The organism is Mesorhizobium sp. B3-1-7 (assembly GCF_006439385.1).
GTDB lineage: Bacteria > Pseudomonadota > Alphaproteobacteria > Rhizobiales > Rhizobiaceae > Mesorhizobium.
In genome coordinates, this window is record NZ_VFTL01000007.1 from 23,483 (window position 1) to 44,072 (window position 20,590).

General features: G+C 65.7%; 14 protein-coding genes. 11 read left to right on the forward strand and 3 right to left on the reverse strand.

Annotated features, from left to right (window positions below; genetic code table 11):
* Positions 1–83: 83 nt before the first annotated feature.
* The 3 genes from lysM to FJ417_RS07675 form a co-directional block, all read right to left on the reverse strand.
* On the reverse strand, positions 84–560 hold the full coding sequence (gene lysM / locus FJ417_RS07665; RefSeq protein ID WP_140783040.1) for a peptidoglycan-binding protein LysM: 477 nt from the start codon (positions 558–560) through the stop codon (positions 84–86).
* A gap of 78 nt (positions 561–638) precedes the next feature.
* Positions 639–1,076, reverse strand: a complete 438-nt coding sequence (gene arfB, locus FJ417_RS07670; protein WP_140641734.1) for an alternative ribosome rescue aminoacyl-tRNA hydrolase ArfB — start codon at positions 1,074–1,076, stop codon at positions 639–641.
* A gap of 83 nt (positions 1,077–1,159) precedes the next feature.
* A complete protein-coding gene (locus tag FJ417_RS07675; protein ID WP_140783041.1) occupies positions 1,160–2,770 on the reverse strand; it encodes a phosphoenolpyruvate carboxykinase in 1,611 nt (536 codons plus the stop codon).
* A 341-nt stretch (positions 2,771–3,111) separates the two neighbouring features.
* Here FJ417_RS07675 and FJ417_RS07680 point away from each other — a divergent pair, with 341 nt between their 5' ends.
* The 11 genes from FJ417_RS07680 (at position 3,112) to addA (ending at position 20,543) form a co-directional block, all read left to right on the forward strand.
* On the forward strand, positions 3,112–3,813 hold the full coding sequence (locus FJ417_RS07680) for a response regulator transcription factor (protein WP_006201274.1): 702 nt from the start codon (positions 3,112–3,114) through the stop codon (positions 3,811–3,813).
* A gap of 147 nt (positions 3,814–3,960) precedes the next feature.
* Complete coding sequence (locus FJ417_RS07685; RefSeq protein ID WP_140783042.1) at positions 3,961–5,745, forward strand: sensor histidine kinase; 1,785 nt, start codon at positions 3,961–3,963, stop codon at positions 5,743–5,745.
* A gap of 14 nt (positions 5,746–5,759) precedes the next feature.
* Positions 5,760–6,221, forward strand: coding sequence for an HPr kinase/phosphorylase (locus FJ417_RS07690; protein WP_140783043.1), 462 nt, complete (start codon positions 5,760–5,762; stop codon positions 6,219–6,221).
* A 164-nt stretch (positions 6,222–6,385) separates the two neighbouring features.
* Positions 6,386–6,787: a PTS sugar transporter subunit IIA gene (locus FJ417_RS07700; RefSeq protein ID WP_140674263.1), complete on the forward strand. Its 402-nt coding sequence runs from the start codon at positions 6,386–6,388 to the stop codon at positions 6,785–6,787.
* Entirely contained in the window at positions 6,784–7,080 is a 297-nt protein-coding gene (locus FJ417_RS07705; RefSeq protein WP_140783044.1) for an HPr family phosphocarrier protein, read from the forward strand. Before FJ417_RS07700 ends, FJ417_RS07705 begins: the two co-directional genes overlap by 4 nt.
* A 323-nt stretch (positions 7,081–7,403) precedes the next feature.
* Complete coding sequence (ahcY, locus tag FJ417_RS07710; protein WP_140783045.1) at positions 7,404–8,804, forward strand: adenosylhomocysteinase; 1,401 nt, start codon at positions 7,404–7,406, stop codon at positions 8,802–8,804.
* A 190-nt stretch (positions 8,805–8,994) separates the two neighbouring features.
* On the forward strand, positions 8,995–11,574 hold the full coding sequence (locus FJ417_RS07715) for a PAS domain-containing sensor histidine kinase (RefSeq protein ID WP_140783046.1): 2,580 nt from the start codon (positions 8,995–8,997) through the stop codon (positions 11,572–11,574).
* A 10-nt stretch (positions 11,575–11,584) separates the two neighbouring features.
* Positions 11,585–13,096 (forward strand): tRNA (adenosine(37)-N6)-threonylcarbamoyltransferase complex ATPase subunit type 1 TsaE, encoded by a 1,512-nt coding sequence (tsaE, locus tag FJ417_RS07720; protein ID WP_140783047.1) that lies wholly within the window; start codon positions 11,585–11,587, stop codon positions 13,094–13,096.
* The gene (locus tag FJ417_RS07725) at positions 13,093–13,854 is read left to right on the forward strand and encodes a nucleotidyltransferase family protein (RefSeq protein WP_140783048.1); all 762 of its coding nucleotides are present in this window, start codon (positions 13,093–13,095) and stop codon (positions 13,852–13,854) included. The genes tsaE and FJ417_RS07725 overlap by 4 nt, the downstream gene beginning before the upstream one ends.
* A 60-nt stretch (positions 13,855–13,914) precedes the next feature.
* Positions 13,915–17,034 (forward strand): double-strand break repair protein AddB, encoded by a 3,120-nt coding sequence (gene addB, locus FJ417_RS07730; protein WP_140783049.1) that lies wholly within the window; start codon positions 13,915–13,917, stop codon positions 17,032–17,034.
* Complete coding sequence (gene addA, locus FJ417_RS07735) at positions 17,031–20,543, forward strand: double-strand break repair helicase AddA (protein ID WP_140783050.1); 3,513 nt, start codon at positions 17,031–17,033, stop codon at positions 20,541–20,543. Before addB ends, addA begins: the two co-directional genes overlap by 4 nt.
* The last annotated feature ends 47 nt before the right edge of the window (positions 20,544–20,590 follow it).

Here is a 20,590-nt window from a genome sequence, read left to right on the forward strand (position 1 = left end):
AATCATCCGGCTCCAGCATGCCACCGGCAAAAGAAAACGGCGACCCGAAAGCCGCCGTTCGTTCAATCTCGGCAATATGCCCCTCAGGCCTGGTCGATATCCGGTATGCGCAGCACCTGGCCGGGATAGATCTTGTCGGGATGCGTCAGCATCGGCTTGTTGGCCTCGAAGATGACGTGGTTCTTGGCGCCCTTCCCCTTGCCGTAATATTTCTCGGCGATCTTCCAGAGATTATCGCCCTTCTGGACGGTATAGAGCGTCGGTTCCTTGGCCGGCGCCGCCTTGCCGGCCTCGGGCGCGACCTTTAGCTCGTCCGCCTGCACCTTGGAGACGCCGAGCGTGTTGCCGACGGCGATCACCGCCTTTTCGAAGACCGACTGATCCTTGACCGTGCCCTTCAAAACCGCGGTGTCGCCCTGGACGGCAACCTCGACGCCGTCCGTGCCCAGCTTGTGGGAGTCGAGCTCCTTCTTCAACGTATCCGCGTTTGGCGATGCCTCGTCGTCGCCGCCGATGCCGAGCTTCTTGCCGACGCCTTTGACGAAATCGAAAATACCCATGGCTGGTCTCCTCGCTGTTGCAGCAATCGGAGCTTGCCATCTGCAACCCAGAATTGGAAGCAGCCGATTCAACCGTGCTTAATCGTTCTCGACACGGCCGCGCAGCTTTTTCACCGTCGATCGACCCGCCTTGCTCTTGAGGCGGCGCTCCACGGCGCCTTTGGACGGCCTGGTCTTCTTGCGCGGCGGCGGTGGCGGCTCGGCCGCCTTGGCGATCAACGCCGTCAGCCGCGCCCGCGCATCGGCCCGGTTCTGCTCCTGGGTGCGGAAGCGGCCGGCCTCGATGACGATGACGCCGTCCTTGGTGGCGCGCTGGCCGGCAAGCTTGATGGCACGCTCGCGCACCCGCTCGGACAGGCCGGAAGCGTTCGCCGCGTCGAAACGCAGCTGCACGGCGGTGGCCACCTTGTTGACGTTCTGGCCGCCCGGACCGGACGAGCGGATGAAGTCCTCATGCAGGTCGCCCGCACGAATGACCGCTTCGCCCGAGATGATGATGTCGTCGTCGCTTGCCATGCACGCACTCATGACGCGATGACGGCAAAAAGAAAAGGCCCGGCGCGAGCCGGGCCCTGGAGGAAAGATATGAGAAGCGGCCGCTATTCAGCCGCTTCCTGCAAGCGCGGCGCGGCGCCGAGGATGGTGGCGTCGACGTGGCGTTCGAACTTCTCGAAATTGGTCGCGAACATGTTGACCAGCTTCGCGGCCTGGCGGTCGTAACCGGCCTTGTCCGCCCAGGTCGAGCGCGGGTCGAGAATGGCGCCGTCGACACCCGGGACCGCCACCGGCACCTCGAAGCCGAAATTGGCGTCGGTGCGGAACTCGGCCGCGTTCAGCGAACCGTCGAGCGCCGCGCCCAGCAAGGCGCGCGTCACCTTGATCGGCATGCGGCGGCCGGTGCCATAGGCGCCGCCGGTCCAGCCGGTGTTGACCAGCCAGCAGTCGACGCCGTGGCTGGCGATCAGCTCGCGCAGCAGATTGCCGTATTCGGACGGGTGGCGCGGCATGAACGGCGCGCCGAAGCAGGTCGAGAACGTCGCTTCCGGCTCGGTGACGCCCTTTTCCGTGCCGGCGACCTTGGCTGTATAGCCCGACAGGAAGTGGTACATCGCCTGCGCCGGCGTCAGCCTGGCGATCGGCGGCATGACGCCGAAGGCATCGGCGGTCAGCATGATGATGTTCTTCGGATGACCGGCGCGGCCGGTCTTCGAGGCATTGGGGATAAAGTCCAGCGGATAGGCGCAGCGCGTGTTCTCGGTCAGGCTGCCATCGTTGAAATCCGGAACGCGGCTGGCGTCGAGCATCACGTTCTCCAGCACCGTGCCGAAGCGCTGCGTGGTGGCGAATATCTCCGGCTCGGCCTCTGCCGACAGCCTGATCGTCTTGGCGTAGCAGCCGCCCTCGAAATTGAAGATGCCGTGCGGACCCCAGCCATGCTCGTCGTCGCCGATCAGCGTGCGCGACGGATCCGCGGAAAGGGTCGTCTTGCCGGTGCCGGACAGGCCGAAGAAGACGGCCGCGTCGCCGTCCGGACCTTCATTGGCGGAGCAGTGCATCGGCATGACGCCCTTTGCCGGCAGCAGGTAGTTCAGCATCGTGAACACCGACTTCTTCATCTCGCCGGCATAGGAGGTGCCGCCGATCAGCACGATCTTGCGGGTGAGATCGACCGCGATCACCGTCTCGGTGCGGGTGCCGTGACGTGCCGGATCGGCGCGGAAGGAGGGCAGGTCGATGATCGTCATCCGCGGCACGAAACGCTCGAGCTCCGCGGCTTCAGGGCGGATCAGAAGATTGCGGATGAACAGCGAATGCCAGGCGAATTCGGTGACGACCCGGGTCGGCAGCTTGAGATCGGCGTCGGCGCCGCCGACGAGGTCCTGCACGTAGAGGTCCTTGCCGGCCGCATGAGCCTTGAAATCCGCGAGCAGCGCTTCGAACTGTGCTGGCGAGATCGCCTTGTTGTTGTCCCACCAGACTTGGCCGCCGGTCGCCTCGTCGCGCACGACGAATTTGTCCTTCGGCGAACGCCCGGTGTGCTGGCCGGTCTCGGCGACCAGCGCGCCCTGCGCGGTCAACCTCGCCTCGCCGCGCCGGATCGCTTCCTCGTAGAGTTCCGCCGCGCCAAAATTATAGCGTACCATGCCCGTTGTCTTCAGGCCGATCGCGTCGATGGCGCAGTCGGGGTTGCGTTTGCCGGCTTCCGACATCAAATTTCCTCTCTGGATTTGGCCGCATCTGACGGGTGACTTCCCGGAGCCCGCGCTGGGGCCGTCAGGTTCAAAACCAGAAAAGCCGAATGATATCAAATCATTAATCGATTTAAAAAATTTGAAAGTTGTTTAAATCGTTTATATGTGCAAAAAATCGCAGAGGTTGCCCAAAGGATTGGCAGGCTTGGTGCGTCCAATCCCAATTAGGGTGCGATGTCGTGTGACGGCAGGCCGCTCGTGACTTCGGACAAGGCCCGTGCCACATTTTGTACCCAATTTGTCCTGCAAAAGCCCCTTCTCGACGACAGAAGGGACAGCTCATGAGGGAGCCGCTTGAAATGGCAACAATCGCGCTTGTCGACGACGACCGTAATATTCTGACCTCGGTGTCGATCGCGCTCGAATCCGAGGGCTATCGGGTGGAAACCTACACCGACGGCGCCTCGGCGCTGGAAGGCCTGGCGGCGCGGCCGCCGAACCTCGCCATCCTCGACATCAAGATGCCGCGCATGGACGGCATGGAGCTGCTTCGCCGCATGCGCCAGAAGTCGGACCTGCCGGTCATCTTCTTGACGTCGAAGGATGACGAGATCGACGAATTGTTCGGCCTCAAGATGGGCGCCGACGACTTCATCCGCAAACCCTTCTCGCAGCGCCTCCTTGTCGAGCGCGTGCGCGCCGTGCTGCGCCGGACCAGCGCCCGCGAGGCGGCGGCCAAGGCGCCGAGCCAGCAGGCCCGCTCGCTCGAACGCGGCCAGCTGGTAATGGACCAGGAGCGGCACACCTGCACCTGGAAGGGCGAGCCGGTGACGCTGACGGTGACCGAGTTCCTCATCCTGCATTCGCTGGCGCAGCGCCCCGGCGTGGTAAAAAGCCGTGATGCGCTGATGGATTCGGCCTATGATGAGCAGGTCTATGTCGACGACCGCACCATCGACAGCCACATCAAGCGGCTGCGCAAGAAGTTCAAGGCCGTCGACGACGACTTCGAGATGATCGAAACCCTTTACGGAGTCGGATACCGGTTCCGCGAGGCATGAGAATAGGCAGTAGGCAGTAGGGAATAGTCCGTAGTCAGTTTTGAATGATGCGAGCGGCCATTCGTGCATAGCCGCGGTCAGCCAATCATTGCTCCTACTGCCTACTGCCCACTCACTACCCACTAACTAAGCAGGGCCTGCTAGTCGATGGCAGTGGAAGTAGAGCGAGGCAGACGGACGGGCGCGGCAAGGCGCCCGTCGCGGATCGTGCCCGCCTTCGTGTCGAAATTCACGGTGCCGATGCGCCGGTTTCTCGGCCATCACATCTTCTCCAGCCTGACCCGGCGCATCCTGTTCCTCAACCTGGCCGGCCTCGCCGTGCTGGTCACCGGCATCCTTTACCTGAACACCTTCCGCGACGGGCTGATCGACGCGCGCGTCGAAAGCCTGATGACGCAGGGCGAGATCATCGCCGGCGCGATTGCGGCCTCGGCGACCGTCGAGACCGATTCGATCAGCATCGACCCGGAAAAGCTGCTTGAGCTGCAGGCGGGCGAAAGCCTGGGGCCGGGGTCGGACCAGCTCGACAACCTCGATTTCCCGATCAATCCCGAGCGCGTGGCGCCGGTGCTGCGACGCTTGATTTCGCCGACGCGCACCCGCGCCCGTATCTATGACCGCGACGCCAACCTGCTGCTCGATTCGCGGCATCTTTATTCGCGCGGCCAGATCCTGCGCTACGACCTGCCGCCCGTCGACGACGAACAGCCCGGCGTCGTGGAGCAAGTCGAGAAATTCATCTTCGACTTCTTCCGCAACAAGGACCTGCCGGTCTACCACGAGCAGCCCGGCGGCAATGGCGCCGCCTTCCCCGAAGTGGTCAAGGCGCTGACCGGCAGCCCCTCGACCATCGTGCGGGTGAGCGAGCAGGGCGAGCAGATCGTCTCCGTCGCGGTGCCGATCCAGCGCTTCCGCGCCGTGCTCGGCGTGCTGATGCTGTCCACCGAAGGCGGCGACATCGACAAGATCGTCGCGGCCGAGCGCAAGGCGATCCTGCGCGTGTTCGGGGTGGCGGCGCTCGTCACCGCGATCCTGTCGATGCTGCTCGCCTCCACCATCGCCAATCCGCTGCGCCGGCTTTCCGCGGCCGCCGTCAGGGTGCGGCGCGGCGTCAAGAACCGCGAGGAAATCCCCGATTTTTCCGATCGCCAGGACGAGATCGGCAATTTGTCCATTGCCGTGCGCGACATGACGAATGCGCTGTACGCGAGAATCGAGGCGATCGAAAGTTTCGCGGCGGATGTCTCGCATGAATTGAAGAACCCGCTGACTTCGCTGCGCAGTGCGGTCGAGACGCTGCCCCTGGCGAAGAACGAGAACTCGCGTGGCCGGCTGATGGAAATCATCCAGCACGATGTGAGGCGGCTCGACCGGCTGATCACCGACATCTCGGACGCTTCGCGGCTCGATGCCGAGCTGGCGCGCGAGGATGCCGCGACCGTCGACCTGAAGAAATTCACCACCGATCTCATCGCGGTCTCGCGCGAGGCGACGCGCAACAAGAAGGCCGTCGAGATCGAGCTCAAGGTCGCCAAGCTGCCGGCCGGCGCCAAAGGCTATTTCGTTGTCGGCCACGACCTCAGGATCGGCCAGGTCATCACCAACCTGATCGAGAACGCGCGCTCCTTCGTGCCCGACGAGCATGGCCACATAGCGATCTCGTTGGCGCGCGCGGGCAAGTTCAACATCATCACCGTCGACGACAACGGCCCGGGCATCCGGGCCGAAAAGATCGACCGCATCTTCGAGCGCTTCTACACCGACCGGCCGGCCGGCGAGGCATTCGGCCAGAATTCCGGCCTCGGGCTGTCGATCAGCCGCCAGATCGTCGAGGCGCATGGTGGCACGCTGACGGCCGAAAACATCCCCGGCACCAAGCCCGGCGAGATCAAAGGCGCGCGTTTCATGGTGACGCTGCCGGCGGAAACCTGATCGCCGAGCCGAACATGCCGGACGCCGCCGCAAAGCCCCGCAACATCCATGGCACGGCCATACTGGTCGGCGAGCGCGGCGTGCTGATCACCGGGCCGTCGGGCGCCGGCAAGACGACGCTGGCGCTGGCGCTAATCGATCATTGCCGCGCGCGGGGGCTTTTTGCCCGGCTGGTGGGCGACGACCAGTTGTTTGCGGTGGCCCATGGCGGCCGGCTGGTGTGCCGCGCGCCGGCGAGCATCGCCGGTCTCGCCGAGGTGCACGGCATCGGCCCGCGGCCGCTGGCTTTCGAACCGGCCGCCGTGATCGACCTCGTGGTGCGGCTGGTCGAGGCGCCCGACATGGTGCGCCTGCAGGACGAAGCCACGGAAACGATCGACGGATGCCGGCTGCCCCGCGTCGACGTCGCCCGGCAAAACGTCACCGCCGCGCTGCCCCTGCTGGTGGCGCGGCTGTCGATCCAGCCTTTTTCATGATCCGCCCCGGGTTTTTTGCTGCGATGCGTCAAAATGGCCCGAGCTGCCGCAACTTTGGGCTTGTCAACCGGCCGTGCGTCGACAAGATAGCGCTCCCGCCGCCTGGAATGGCTGGCGAACATAAGATACGCCTGTGAAGAGGCGATGACGGGAGCCACCAGAGAATGATCGGACTCGTGCTCGTGACGCACGGTCAACTCGCTACCGAGTTCCGGCATGCCGTTGAGCATGTCGTCGGGCCGCAAGACAATTTCGAAACCGTGGCGATCGGCGCCGATGACGACATGGAGCAGCGCCGGGCCGACATCGTCGACGCCGTGGCGCGCGTCGACACCGGAACCGGCGTCATCGTGCTCACCGACATGTTCGGCGGCACGCCCTCCAACCTCGCCATCTCGGTGATGGAATCCGGCCGCACCGAGGTCATCGCCGGCATGAACCTGCCGATGCTGATCAAGCTCTCCTCGATCCGCAAGGGCGACAACATGGCCGCCGCGCTTGACGAAGCGCAGGCGGCGGGCCGCAAATACATCAACGTCGCCAGCCAGCTCCTGAGCAGCAAATGAACGCACCGGCGCCGCACACAGACGAGGTGGTGCGGGAGTTCCCGATCATCAATCAGCGCGGCCTGCACGCGCGCGCTTCGGCCAAGTTCGTCCAGGTCGCCAGCGGCTTCGACGCCACCATCCATGTCGAGAAGGACGGCGTGAAGGTCGGCGGCACCTCGATCATGGGCCTGATGATGCTGGCGGCGAGCCCGGGCTATTCGATCCGCGTCATCGCCAGCGGCCCGGAAGCCGTGCCGGCCATGGATGCGCTGGAGCAGCTGGTCGCCTCGCGTTTCGGCGAGGAAATCTGAAATTTTTGCTTTGGTGCATGTCGTGATCCCAAAACCGCTGCGCACTTTTGGGCGACATGATTTCTGCTTGTGCATGTCGTGATCCCAAAACCGTTGCGCACCTTTGGGCGACATGATTTCTGCTTATGCATGTCGTGATCCCAAAACCGTTGCGCACTTTTGGGCGACATGCACCGTCCCCAGAGACATGCGCGCATAAAGATTTCTTTATGTCCCATTGTCGTATGGCGGCCGATCTGCTAGTCAAGCCGGCAACCGCGCCCTTCCACGCGCCTCCCGGCGCCGGCGCGTCTTTGAGAAAAAAATCACACCGGAGCACTGCCATGACGGGTAGCAAGGACTATGTGGTCGCCGACATCTCGCTTGCCGGCTGGGGCCGCAAGGAGATCGAGATCGCCGAAACCGAAATGCCGGGCCTGATGGCCTGCCGCGAGGAGTTCGGCGCCAAGAAGCCGCTGAAGGGCGCGCGCATCACCGGCTCGCTGCACATGACCATCCAGACAGCGGTGCTGATCGAGACGCTGAAGGCGCTGGGCGCCGACATCCGCTGGGCCTCCTGCAACATCTTCTCGACGCAGGACCATGCGGCCGCGGCGATCGCCGAGGCCGGCATCCCGGTGTTCGCGGTCAAGGGCGAGTCGCTGGAGGACTACTGGGATTACACCGACAGGATCTTCCAGTGGGCCGATGGCGGCCTCTCCAACATGATCCTCGACGATGGCGGCGACGCCACCATGTACATTCTGGTCGGGGCGCGCGCCGAGGCCGGAGAGGATGTGCTGTCCAATCCACAGAGCGAGGAGGAGGAATACTTCGTCGCGCAGATCAAGAAGCGCCTGAAGGCCTCGCCCGGTTTCTTCACCAAGCAGCGGGAAGCGATCCGCGGTGTCACCGAGGAGACCACCACCGGCGTCAACCGCCTCTACCAGCTTCAGAAGAAGGGCCTGCTGCCCTTCCCGGCGATCAACGTCAACGATTCCGTCACCAAGTCGAAATTCGACAACAAATATGGCTGCAAGGAATCGCTGGTCGACGGCATCCGCCGCGGCACCGACACGATGATGGCCGGCAAGGTCGCGGTGGTCTGCGGCTATGGCGACGTCGGCAAGGGCTCGTCGGCCTCGCTGCGCGGCGCCGGCGCCCGCGTCAAGGTCACCGAGGTCGACCCGATCTGCGCGCTGCAGGCGGCGATGGACGGCTATGAGGTGGTGACGCTGGAAGACGCGGCCCCCAACGCCGACATCGTCATCACCACCACCGGCAACAAGGACGTCGTCACGCTCGACCATATGCGGGCGATGAAGGACATGGTGATCGTCGGCAATATCGGCCACTTCGACAACGAGATCCAGGTGGCGTCGCTGCGCAACCTGAAATGGACCAACGTCAAGCCGCAGGTCGACCTGATCACCTTCCCGGACGGCAAGCGGATGATCCTTCTGTCCGAGGGACGCCTGCTCAACCTCGGCAACGCCACTGGTCATCCGAGCTTCGTCATGTCGGCCTCGTTCACGAACCAGGTGCTGGCGCAGATCGAGCTTTTCAGCAAGCACGGCCAGTACGAGAATCAGGTCTATGTGCTGCCCAAGCACCTCGACGAGAAGGTCGCGCGGCTGCATCTCGACAAGCTCGGCGCCAAGCTCACCGAGCTGTCCGGCGAACAGGCCGCCTATATCGGCGTGACGCCGCAGGGCCCGTACAAGCCCGAACACTACCGCTATTAACCAAAGCGAAATTATCTACCATATATTGAAGCCGGGTGGTTGACTTTCCATCCGGCTTTATTTTTTGCGCCAATGATTCTTCACGTCGATTCCGGCAAGCGTTATTGTTGTGATTCGCGGCTCGGGGACATGTTGGGCCGGGGACGCATTCAGGGCGGTCTTGCATTCAAGCGGCGAAGAGGACCAAGACATGCCGGGGGATTACCCGCCAAGCGCGGGAAAGGCCGTTTCCGGCGGCCATGAGGATTCGAACGAGGCCGGCCCCGCCGTGAGCGGCGGCGGTTTTCGTGCCGGCTTGCGGCTGGCGTCGCTGCTTGCCACCTCGGCGCTTGCCGGCCCGTTGCTCGCCTTTGCCGCCCACGCCGAGACAGGCATTCCGGGAAAGGCCGCGGCGCCGGTCAGCACCGTCGAGGTCATGCAGCTCGCCATGTTCGTCGGCGTCATGGGCGCCGCACTCGTCTCGGCCATCTTCCTGATCCGCGAGCGCGCACGCACCGCCTCGCAGAATCTACAGCTCAGGGCCCGCATCGCGGACGTCAACGCGGCGCTGCAGCGCTCCGAGGCGCTGCTCAACCTGCGCGACCAGCGCCTGGTGGTGTGGACCACGGACAACAAGAAACCCGAACTCATCGGCAGCCTGCCGCTGGAAAGCGGCGCGCCCGACGACAGGCCCGCTTTCCTCGCCTTCGGCCGCTGGCTGATGCCGCGCTCGGCGGCGGCGCTGGAGCACGCGGTTGCGGCGCTGCGCGAACAGGCTAGGGCCTTCGATCTCGTCATCGAAACGCAGGCCGGCGTGCCGCTGGAGGTGCATGGCCGCAAGAGCGCGGCGCATGTGCTGGTGCGCTTCGTCTCGCTGTCGGAGACGCTGCGCAACCAGGCCAGGCTGAAGATCGAGAACCAGCGGCTCAGCGCCGACTACGACACCATGGTCGGCCTGCTTGACGCGTTGAAGATGCCGGCGTGGCTGCGCGGCGCGGACGGGCGATTGCAATGGGTCAACCGCGCCTATGCCGAAGCGGTGGAGGCGGAAAGCGCGGCCGCGGCCGTGCGCGACGCGAAGGAATTCCTCGGCGGCCAGGCGCGCGAGCAGATCGCCGAGCAGCACAAGTCGCGCCCGGTCTTCGAGCAGACGCTTTCCACCGTGATCGAGGGCGACCGCCGCATGTTCGCGGTCACCGATTTCGCCGGCGCCGACGGTTCGGCGGGACTTGCCTGCGACACCAGTGCCGCCGAGACGATCCGCGCCGAATATGAGCGGACCGTGCGCAGCCATGCCGACACGCTCGACCAGTTGAACACAGCGGTAGCGATCTTCGACACCGAGGAAAAGCTGCGCTTCTTCAACCAGGCCTTTCAGAAGCTGTGGAGCCTCGACTCGGGTTTCCTGCTCAGCGCTCCCTCCAACACGTTGCTGCTCGACAGGCTGCGCAGCGAAGGCAGGATCGCCGAGCAGCCCGAATGGCGGCGCTGGAAGGAAAACCTGCTCAGCGCCTATCGCGCCGTCGAATCGCAGGAGCATTGGTGGCATCTGCCGGACGGCAAGACGATCCGCGTCGTGGCGAACCCGCAGCCGAAGGGCGGCGTCACCTGGGTGTTCGAGAACCTGACCGAGAAGATGGATCTCGAAAGCCGCTACCAGACCGCCGTGCGCGTGCAGGGCGAGACGCTGGACAACCTCGCCGAAGGCGTGGTCGTGTTCGGTCCGGACGGCCGGCTGCGCCTGTCCAATCCGGCCTTCGTCGCGCTGTGGGGGCTGACGGTGGAAGCAGTCAAGCCGAAAGTCCATGTCTCGGCGATCCGCGACTTTTGCGACCAGCGCGCCGCGAACAGCCCGTGGGGCGGCTTCGTCGCCGCGGTCACCGGCTTCGACGACGAGCGCCGCGACCGCCGCGGCCAGATCGAGCTCGTCAACGGCACAGTGCTGAGCTACGCGGTGATCCACCTGCCCAACGGCCAGGTGATGATCACCTTCGTCGACGTCACCGACACCGTCAATGTCGAACGGGCGCTGAAGGACAGGAACGAGGCGCTGGAGAAATCCGACCAGCTGAAGAACGAATTTGTGCAGCACGTGTCCTATGAACTGCGCTCGCCGCTGACCAACATCATCGGCTTCACCGAGCTTCTGTCGCTGCCCGCGACCGGGCCGCTGACGCCGAAACAGCGCGAATATGTCGAGCATGTCGGCTCGTCGTCCTCGGTGCTGCTCACCATCGTCAACGATATCCTCGACCTGGCCACCGTCGATGCCGGCATCATGCAGCTCGACATCTCCGAAATGAACATCGACCGGACGATCGCCGCGGCCGCCGAACTGGTCGCCGACCGGCTGGACGAGCACCGGATCAAGCTCACGATCGACGCGGCCGAGGCGCCGACGAGCTTCCATGGCGACGAGACCCGCATTCGCCAGATCCTCTACAACCTGCTCAGCAACGCGGCGAACTACGCGCCGGAGGCAAGCACGATCCGGCTGACCTGCCGCCGCTTGGCCGACAGCGTCGAGTTCTCGGTGCATGACGACGGCCCGGGCATGCCGCCGGACGTGCTGGAATCGGTCTTCCGCCGCTTCGAGCCACGCGCCAATGGCGGACGGCGGCGCGGCGCCGGGCTTGGACTCTCGATCGTCAAGAGCTTCGTCGAATTGCATGGCGGAACCGTGCGCATCGAGACCGGCCAGGACAGGGGCACGACCGTCATCTGCACCTTCCCGGACAAGCCTTCCGGAATCCCGGATACGCCGGCGGGCATCCGCGACGCGGCCGAGTAGCGCGGCCTATATGACAGGGATGGCGCTGGAGCGTTTTCTCGCCGACGAGGCGGCAACGGCAAGGCTTGGCGAGGACCTCGCCATGGCATTGCGCGCCGGCGACGCGATCGCGCTGAAAGGCGATCTCGGCGCCGGCAAGTCGACGCTGGCCCGCGCGCTGATCCGGGCGCTCGCCGACGATAGCGGCCTCGAAGTGCCCAGCCCGACCTTCACGCTGGTGCAGAGCTACGAGGCGCGCGTTCCGGTGCATCATTTCGATCTCTACCGCCTCTCCTCACCGGACGAGCTCGATGAGCTCGGGCTCGACGACGCGCTGACGCAGGGCACGGCGCTCATCGAATGGCCGGAACGGGCCGGAGACCGGTTGCCGGCAGGCGCGCTGTGGGTCGATCTTGCCGAACATGGCGAGGGCCGCGTGGCAAGGCTGTCCGGAAACGGGCCGGTCTATGATCGCGTGGCGCGATCGCTGGCGATGCGCGATTTCCTGGCCTCGGCCGGATGGGGCGAAGCCAGCCGCCGCCATTTCGTCGGCGACGCCTCCGCCCGCTCCTATGAGATCGTCTCGCTGCCCGGCAAGGCGTCGCGCGTGCTGATGAACTCGCCGCGCCTCGTGCTCGGGCCGCCCGTGCGCGACGGCAAGCCCTATGCGGTGATCGCCCATACGGCCCAGTCCGTCACCGCCTTCGTCGCCATCGACCGGGCGCTGCTTGCGGCCGGCGTCAGCGTGCCGGCGATCCATGCTCAGGATCTCGACCAGGGTTTTCTGCTCATCGAGCATCTCGGCTCGGAAGGTTTCCTCGGTCACGACGGCCAGCCCATCGCCCAACGCTACGAGGCGGCGGCCGAGTTGCTGGCCATGATGCACGGCAAGACCTGGCCCACGCGCATGGAAGCGGCGCCGGGCGTATTCCACGACGTGCCGTCTTTCGACCGGGAAGCCATGCTGATCGAGGCCGACCTTTTGGTCGACTGGTATGTGCCATGGATCACCAGCGAACCGGCAAACGACGAGTTGCGGGCAGGCTATCACAAGGTATGGAACGCGCTTCTCGATCGCCTGGCAGGCAGCGAATACACGCTGATGCTGCGCGATTTCCATTCGCCCAACATCATCTGGCGCGCGGAGCGTTCCGGCCTCGACCGGCTCGGCATCGTCGATGTGCAGGACGCGCTGATCGGGCCGGCGGCCTATGACGTCGCCTCCTTGGCCATGGATGCGCGCGTCACCGTCCCGCCCGAGATCGAGCGGCGGACGGTCGCGGCCTATGTCGCGGCGCGGCGCACCGCCGGCGCTCTCGACGAGGCCGGCTTCGCCGAGGCCTATGCGATCATGGCGGCGCAGCGCAATTCGAAGATCCTCGGCATCTTCGTGCGGCTCGAAAAGCGCGACGGCAAGCCTTACTATCTGAAGCACCTGCCGCGCATCCGCGACTATCTGAGGCGGGCGCTGGCGCATCCGGCGCTGGCTGGCCTGAAGGATTTCTACATGGCCCACGGCCTGCTCGAGGAACGGGTCCCATGAAGCCGACGACGGCGATGGTGCTGGCGGCCGGGCTCGGCAAGCGCATGCGGCCGATTACCGATTCGATGCCGAAGCCGCTGGTGAAGATCGCCGGCAAGACCTTGCTCGACTGGGGGCTGGATAGTTTGGAAGCCGCCGGCGTCGCCAAGGCCGTCGTCAATGTCCACTACCTGCCCGAGCAGATCGTCGCCCATGTCGCCCATAGGCGCGCACCGAAGATCGTCATCTCCGACGAGCGCGAGGCGCTGCTGGAATCGGCTGGCGGCATCGTCAAGGCGCTGCCGCTTTTGGGCAGCGAGCCCTTCTACATCATCAACGCCGATACGTTCTGGATCGACAGCGGCCAACCCAGCCTCGAGCGCCTTGCCCTTGCATGGGACGCCGCCAGAATGGATATTCTGCTGATGCTTACCGATCTCGACTCAGCGACCGGGCACTGCGTTGGCACCGATTTCCTGATCGCGCATGACGGCGCGCTCAGGCGCTCAAAGGGTGATCCGACGGGCCTGATCTATGCAGGTGCTGCGATCATCCATCCGCGTATCTTCAAGGATGCTCCCACAGGCTCGCATTCGCTCAACATCTATTTCGACAAGGCGATCGCCGCCGGCCGCCTGTTCGGCATGAAGATGAACGGAAGCTGGATCACCGTCGGCACCCCGGACGCCATTCCAGCCGCCGAGGCAGCCGTGGCCGGCGCGCTCGCATCCGCATCGGCCCGAAAATCGCCTCCGATTTTCGGAAAGCACGATGCGTAGAGTCAAAGGGTTAGATCGTCCTTTGTGCGCCCAAACGGGCGCACGGCGATCTAATGCGGTATGAGCGGCGCGCGCCGCGTCCTTTCCATCCCGTCCGGAGCGCCGTTCCTGCCGACGCTGGCTGGAGCGTTGCTCGATGGACGCCTGATCCCCGGCTTCCGCTTCGACGGCGATCCGCTGGCGCTCGCCGACGCCACCATCTATGTGCCGACGCGCCGTGCGGCGCGTGCGTTGCGCGGCGCCTTCGTCGATATGCTCGGCAGACGCTCGGCCATCCTGCCGACGGTGCGGCCGCTCGGCGAGTTTGACGAGGACGAGGCCGCCTTCGACGCCGAAGCGGCGCCGGCCATCGAGCTCGCACCGCCGATCGCCGCGCAGGAGCGGCTGTTGTTGCTGGCGCCGCTGGTGCGCGCCTGGAAGGAAAGCCTGCCGGCGCATGTAAGAGAGCGGTTCAACGAGGAATTCGTCGTGCCGACCTCGGCCGCCGACGCCATCTGGCTGGCGCGCGACCTCGCCCGGCTGATGGACGAGATCGAGACCGAAGGCACGGACTGGGCGAAGCTCGCGACGCTGGTGACCGGCAACCTCGCCGGCTGGTGGCAGGTGACGCTCGATTTCCTCGGCATCGTCACCGACAACTGGCCGGAACTGCTCAAGGAGCGCGACCGTTCCAATCCTGCCGCGCATCGCAGCGCGCTGATCCGGCTGGAGGCGGCGCGGCTGAAGCGCAATCCGCCGGCCGGGCCCGTCATCGCCGCCGGCTCGACCGGCTCGATTCCCGCCACCGCCGAACTGCTTGGCGTCATCGCCGGCCTGCCCAACGGCGCGGTCGTGCTGCCTGGGCTCGACCGCGAGCTGGACGACGCATCCTTCGCGGCGATCACGGCGCCCGGCGCGCGCCCGGCAACGCTCGGCCACCCGCAATACGGCCTCGCCAAGCTGATCGGCGGCATTGGCATTTCGCGCCGCGACGTCGAGGATATCGTCGCCGCGCCACCGCCGCTTGCGTTACGCGCCGCCCTTGTCGGCGAGGCGCTGCGGCCGGCCGAAACCACCGAGTACTGGACCGAGACGCGGCCGCGCTTCACGGCGCACGATATCGAACAGGCGCTTGCCGGCGTGACGCTGGTGGAAGCGGCGAATGAACGCGATGAGGCGGCGGCAATCGCCATCGCGTTGAAGCGCGCGGTGGAGATCCCAGGCAAGCGCGCGGCGCTCGTCACCGGCGACCGGGCGCTGGCGCGGCGGGTTTCGGCCGAGCTTCTGCGCTTCGGTGTTGTCGCCGACGATTCCGGCGGTGCGCCGCTCGTCAACACGCCTGCCGCCAGCCTGATCAGGCTCGCGCTGAGCGCCGCCTTCCGGCCCGGCGATCCGGTAAGCCTCCTGTCATTGCTCAAGCATCCACTGCTTGGACTCAATCTCGAACGCCGGAGCGTGCGCAAGGCGGCCGAGCTCGTCGAGCTGGTGGCGCTGCGCGGCGGCACGGGCCGGCCCGATGTCGCCTCGCTCGGCGCGCTTTTCGAGACACGACTTGCGGAGCTGAGCGGCGACACCAGGCAGCCTTTCTGGTTTTCGCGCCTGACCGTACGCGGCATCGAGCAGGCGCAAGAAATGCTTAGCCGACTTACCAAGGCGCTGCTGCCGCTCACCGCGATGCGCGACGAGAAGGACGCCGACATCGCGACGCTGACGCGCGCGAGCGTTGTCGCGCTGGAGGATCTGGGCCGCGCGGCCGATGGCGGTCTGGCGGAACTCTATGCCGGCGACGCCGGCGAAAAACTCGCCGAGCTGTTGCGCGGACTGGTGGCGGCGTCCTCGCCCTTCACCTTCGCCGCTTCGGAATGGCCCGACGTGATGGAAGCACTGATCGCGCCGGAGACGGTGAAGCCGGCGCAAGGCACCGACCGCAACATCGCCATCTGGGGCGCGCTGGAAGCCCGATTGCAGAACGTCGACACGCTGGTCATCGGCGGGCTCAATGAAGGTGTCTGGCCGCGCAAACCCGAGAGCGACCGCTTCATGTCGCGGCTGATGAAGACCGGCATCGACCTCGAACCGCCGGAACGGCGCATTGGCCTTGCCGCGCATGATTTCCAGATGGCGATGGGCGCGAGCGAAGTGGTGCTGACGCGGTCGGCACGTTCGGGCGACGCGCCGGGGGTGCCGTCGCGCTGGCTGCAGCGCATCCTGACCTTCATCGGCAAGGAGCCGACGGCAGCACTTCGCGGGCGCGGCGACGCGCTGCTTGCCTGGGCGCGCGCGCTCGATGCCGGCGAGAAGAAGGATTTTGCCCCCCGCCCGCAGCCGAAGCCGCCGCTCAGCATGCGCCCGCAGCATTTCTCGGTCACCGAGATCGAGACGCTGCGCCGCGACCCCTACGCGGTCTACGCACGGCGCATCCTCGGCCTGATGCCGCTGGAGCCGCTTATCCGCGATCCGGGCGCCGCCGAACGCGGCACATTGTTCCACGAAATCCTGCATTTGTTTTCGCGCCGCGTCGAAAACCCCGGGGCACCAAACGCGCTGCAAAGCCTCATCGAAGCGGGTCGTGCCTGCTTTGCCGAGGCAAAGCTTCCGTCGGATATCGAGGCGATCTGGTGGCCGCGCTTCGAAAAGCTCGCCGAAAACATCATCGAATGGGAGCATGGCCGCGCCGATGCGGTGGCGAAGCGCTATGCCGAGGAACGCGCGGAGAAGACAGTGGTCGGCCGCACCGGCGTGACGCTTTCCGGCTATGCCGACCGCGTCGACCTGCTTGCCGGCGGCATGGCCGACATCCTCGACTACAAGACCGGCTCCTCACCCTCGAAAGCGCAGGCGCACACGCTGCTGTCGCCGCAGCTTGCGTTGGAGGGCGCGCTGCTGAGACGCGGTGCCTTCAAGGAACTCGGCATTCGCGAGCCCTCGCAACTCGCCTTCGTGCGGCTGAAACCGAATGGCGAGGTGTTCGAGGAATCGATCCTCGAATACAACCGCAAGCCCCGTACCGCCAACGACCTTTCCGAGGAAGCCTGGGCGCGGCTGGAGAGGCTGCTTTTCCATTATGCCGACCCGACCGCCGGCTATCTGTCGCGCGCCCTGCCATTCCGCGAGGGCGAAGCCGACGGCGACTACGACCATCTGGCGCGCGTGCTGGAATGGTCGGCCGGCGGCGCCAGCGAAGACGAGGCCGACGGATGAAATATCCGATCCCCTCCGATACCGCGGCCAGCCAGGCGCGCGCCTCAGATCCGGCCTATTCCGCCTGGGTGTCGGCAAATGCCGGCTCGGGCAAGACGCATGTGCTGGCGCAGCGCGTCATCCGGCTCCTGCTCAACGGCACCGACCCATCGAAGATCCTGTGCCTCACCTATACGCGGGCCGCCGCCGCCAACATGTCGAACCGCGTGTTCTCGACCCTGTCGGAATGGACGGCGCTGCCCGATGCGGAGCTGGCGGTCAGGATCGCGGCGCTGGACGGCCGAGGCGCCGACCGCGACACGATGCGACGCGCGCGCCGATTGTTCGCCGAGGCGCTCGAGACGCCGGGCGGGCTGAAGATCCAGACCATCCACGCCTTCTGCGAATCGGTGCTGCACCAGTTTCCGCTCGAAGCCAATATCCCGGCGCATTTCGAGATGCTCGATCCGCAGATGGAGGCCTCACTGTTTGGCGACGCCCGCCGCGACATGATTTCGGGGGCGGGCGCCGGCGTCGAAGGCCTGGCGGAGGCCTTCGCCACCGTGCTGGAACGCGGCGGCGAGTTCGGGCTCGACACGCTGCTTGGCGAAATCGTCGGCAAGCGCGACGAATTGCGCGATTTCATCGCCAAGCTCGGCAGGGATCGGGATTTCCGGCCGTTGTTCGCCGAATTCGGTTTCAGGCCCGGACAGACGGCCGAGGGCATCGCCGCTTCGCTGTGGCCGCTGCCTGGCTTCGCCCCCGGCCAATTCGCCGAATTCGCGCAGGCAGCCGAAACCGCCGACGCGCGGCAGGTGTTGAACAATGTGCTGCCTTATGCGCAGAGCGCCTTTACCGAGGCCGATCCGATCCGGCGGATGCGCCTGCTCGCCAAAGCATTCCTGCGTGCGGACGGCGACCCTTACGATCCTCCCAAAATCTTCAGGAAGGCGCTGGTCGACCGGCTGCCGGACTTGGCCGATCGCTATCTGGCCGCGGCCAAGGCGATCCTCGAGGTAACCGACCGGCTGGCGCTGTTCCGCATGCTGGAAGGGACAGCGGCGGCGCTCACCGTCGCCGGCTGGCTGATCGCGCGCTATGAGCAGTTGAAGCGCGGGCGGGGTTTTCTCGACTTCAACGATCTGATCACACGCACGGTCGGTCTCTTGTCGCGGCCGGATGCCGGACCGTGGGTGCAGTTCAAGCTCGACCAGGGCATCGACCACATCCTGCTCGACGAGGCGCAGGACACCAGCCCCGACCAATGGGAGGTGGTGAAGAAGCTGACGGAAGAATTCTTTGCCGGGCTTGGCCAGCGCGAAGCGGTGCGCCGAACTGTCTTTGCCGTCGGCGACGAGAAGCAGTCGATCTACTCCTTCCAGGGAGCAGCACCCGATTCCTTCGCCGAAAGCCGGCTGTTGTTCGCCGGCCGCGTGCGCGGCGCCGAAGCCGCCTTCGCCAATCTCAAGCTCACCTGGTCATTCCGTTCGAGCGACGATGTGCTTGCCGCGGTCGACCGCGTCTTCGCAGAACCGGGTGTAAGGCGCGGCATCAGCCACGATCCCGATCCGCTGAGCCACAAGGCGATCCGCAACGATGCGCCGGGCTATGTCGAGGTGTGGCCGTCGATCGGCGCCGAAATGGTCGAGGAGCCCGACGATTGGACCTTGCCGGTCAACCATGCCAGCGCGCCTGCCGTGCGCGTGGCCGAGCATGTGGCCGCGACCATCCAGACCTGGCTGCGCAGCGGCGAGGTGATCGAAGGCAAGGGCAGGAAACTGACCGCCGGCGACATCCTCGTCCTGGTGCGCAAGCGCGACCGCTTCGTCCATGCGCTGTCGCGCAGCCTGAAGAACCGGCAAATCCCGGTTGCCGGCGCCGACAGGCTGAGCCTGCCCGGCCATATAGCCATCCAGGACCTGATCGCGCTTGGACATTTCCTGATCCAGCCGGAAGACGATCTTTCGTTGGCCGCGGTGCTGCGCAGTCCGATCTTCGAGGTCTCCGAGGAGACGTTGCTGGCACTCGCTGGCTCGAGGCCGAAAGGCCAGTCGCTGATCGCTTCGCTGCGGCACCATGCGGCGGAAGATGTCGCGCTCACCGCTGTCGTTAGCCGGCTCGACGCCTGGGCGAGCGAAGTGGCGTTCAAGCCGGTGTTCGAATTCTATGCCGCGGTGCTGGCGCGTGACGGCCTGCGCCGCAAGATGACGGCGCGGCTGGGGCCCGAAGCCGGCGATATCCTGGACGAATTCCTGAGTTTCTGCCTGGCCGAGGAACGCACTGGCCTGCCGGGGCTGGAGTCCTTCCTGTCGACGCTGGAAAATGCCGGTCCCGAGATCAAGCGCGAGATGGACCAGACGCGCGACGAGGTCCGCGTCATGACCGTGCACGCCGCCAAGGGCCTGGAGGCGCCGGTGGTTTTCCTGGTCGACGGCGGCTCGGCGCCGTTCAGCGACCAGCATCTGCCGCGGCTGATGCCGTTCGAGGGCTCGGGCGCGCACTGGAAGGGCAAGGGCTATCTGTGGCGCTCGGCCAGCGATGTCGCCAATGGCGTCTCAAAGGCGGCTTCGATCCGGGCGCGCGAACTGGCGGACGACGAATACCGACGGCTGCTCTATGTCGGCATGACGCGCGCCGAGGACCGGCTGATCGTCTGCGGCTATCACGGCAAGCGTCAGCCCAGCCCCGGCACGTGGCATTCGATCGTCAGCCGCGCGTTGCTTGGTGCGCCGGAAAGCGAGGAGCGCCGGCATCCGGCAACGAACGATGTGGCCGTGCACCGCTTCCACATGACCAAATTGCCGCCGGTGGCGCTGACCGGCGTCGACAAGGCGGGGTTGTTCGAGCATACCGCGCCATTGCCGGACGGCCTGTTCCGGCCGCTGCCGCCCTATGAGGAGCTGCCGCGGCCGCTTTCGCCTTCCGGCGCCTCGGCGCTGATCGACGAGGCGAAAGATGCCGCGCCCGACACACGCTCGCCGGTGCTCGATGCCGCCGCCGAGCCCGGCTTTGCGGTGATGCGCGGCCTGACCCTGCACAAATTGCTGCAGATGCTGCCCGGGATCGCCTCAGATGAAAGGCCGGGCGCGGCGGAGCGCTATCTGGCACGCGCCGGTGTCGATTGGCCGGAAAGCGAGCGCGACCGGGCGCTGGAAGCGGTGCTGTCGATTCTGTCCGACGACCGCTTCGGCACGCTGTTCTCGTCGTCCTCGCGCGCCGAGGTCGCCGTCATGGGCAGCCTGGAGGTGAAAGGCAAGCTGCGCTCGATCTCCGGCAAGATCGACCGGCTGGCCGTCACACCGGAAAAGGTTTCAATCGTCGACTACAAGACCAATCGCCCGGCGCCCACGAGTCTGGCCGAAGTGCCGCCCGCCTATGTGCTGCAGCTTGCGCTTTACCGGGCGCTGCTCCAGCCGCTCTATCCGGGCCGCGAAGTAACGGCCGCGCTGCTGTTCACTGAGGCGCCGGGGCTGATCGAGCTGCCGGCTGCGGCCATGGACGACGCCCTTGCCCGACTCACGGCAGCGTGACACAAGAACTGCTTGAACATCGCCGCCATAGCCACCACATTTGGTGC

Coding starts and splice junctions, on each gene's coding strand:
- lysM (WP_140783040.1), bottom strand. CDS start 560: ATGGGTATTTTCGATTTCGTCAAAGGCGTCGGCAAGAAGCTCGGCATC.
- arfB (WP_140641734.1), bottom strand. CDS start 1,076: ATGGCAAGCGACGACGACATCATCATCTCGGGCGAAGCGGTCATTCGT.
- FJ417_RS07675 (WP_140783041.1), bottom strand. CDS start 2,770: ATGTCGGAAGCCGGCAAACGCAACCCCGACTGCGCCATCGACGCGATC.
- FJ417_RS07680 (WP_006201274.1), top strand. CDS start 3,112: ATGGCAACAATCGCGCTTGTCGACGACGACCGTAATATTCTGACCTCG.
- FJ417_RS07685 (WP_140783042.1), top strand. CDS start 3,961: ATGGCAGTGGAAGTAGAGCGAGGCAGACGGACGGGCGCGGCAAGGCGC.
- FJ417_RS07690 (WP_140783043.1), top strand. CDS start 5,760: ATGCCGGACGCCGCCGCAAAGCCCCGCAACATCCATGGCACGGCCATA.
- FJ417_RS07700 (WP_140674263.1), top strand. CDS start 6,386: ATGATCGGACTCGTGCTCGTGACGCACGGTCAACTCGCTACCGAGTTC.
- FJ417_RS07705 (WP_140783044.1), top strand. CDS start 6,784: ATGAACGCACCGGCGCCGCACACAGACGAGGTGGTGCGGGAGTTCCCG.
- ahcY (WP_140783045.1), top strand. CDS start 7,404: ATGACGGGTAGCAAGGACTATGTGGTCGCCGACATCTCGCTTGCCGGC.
- FJ417_RS07715 (WP_140783046.1), top strand. CDS start 8,995: ATGCCGGGGGATTACCCGCCAAGCGCGGGAAAGGCCGTTTCCGGCGGC.
- tsaE (WP_140783047.1), top strand. CDS start 11,585: ATGACAGGGATGGCGCTGGAGCGTTTTCTCGCCGACGAGGCGGCAACG.
- FJ417_RS07725 (WP_140783048.1), top strand. CDS start 13,093: ATGAAGCCGACGACGGCGATGGTGCTGGCGGCCGGGCTCGGCAAGCGC.
- addB (WP_140783049.1), top strand. CDS start 13,915: ATGAGCGGCGCGCGCCGCGTCCTTTCCATCCCGTCCGGAGCGCCGTTC.
- addA (WP_140783050.1), top strand. CDS start 17,031: ATGAAATATCCGATCCCCTCCGATACCGCGGCCAGCCAGGCGCGCGCC.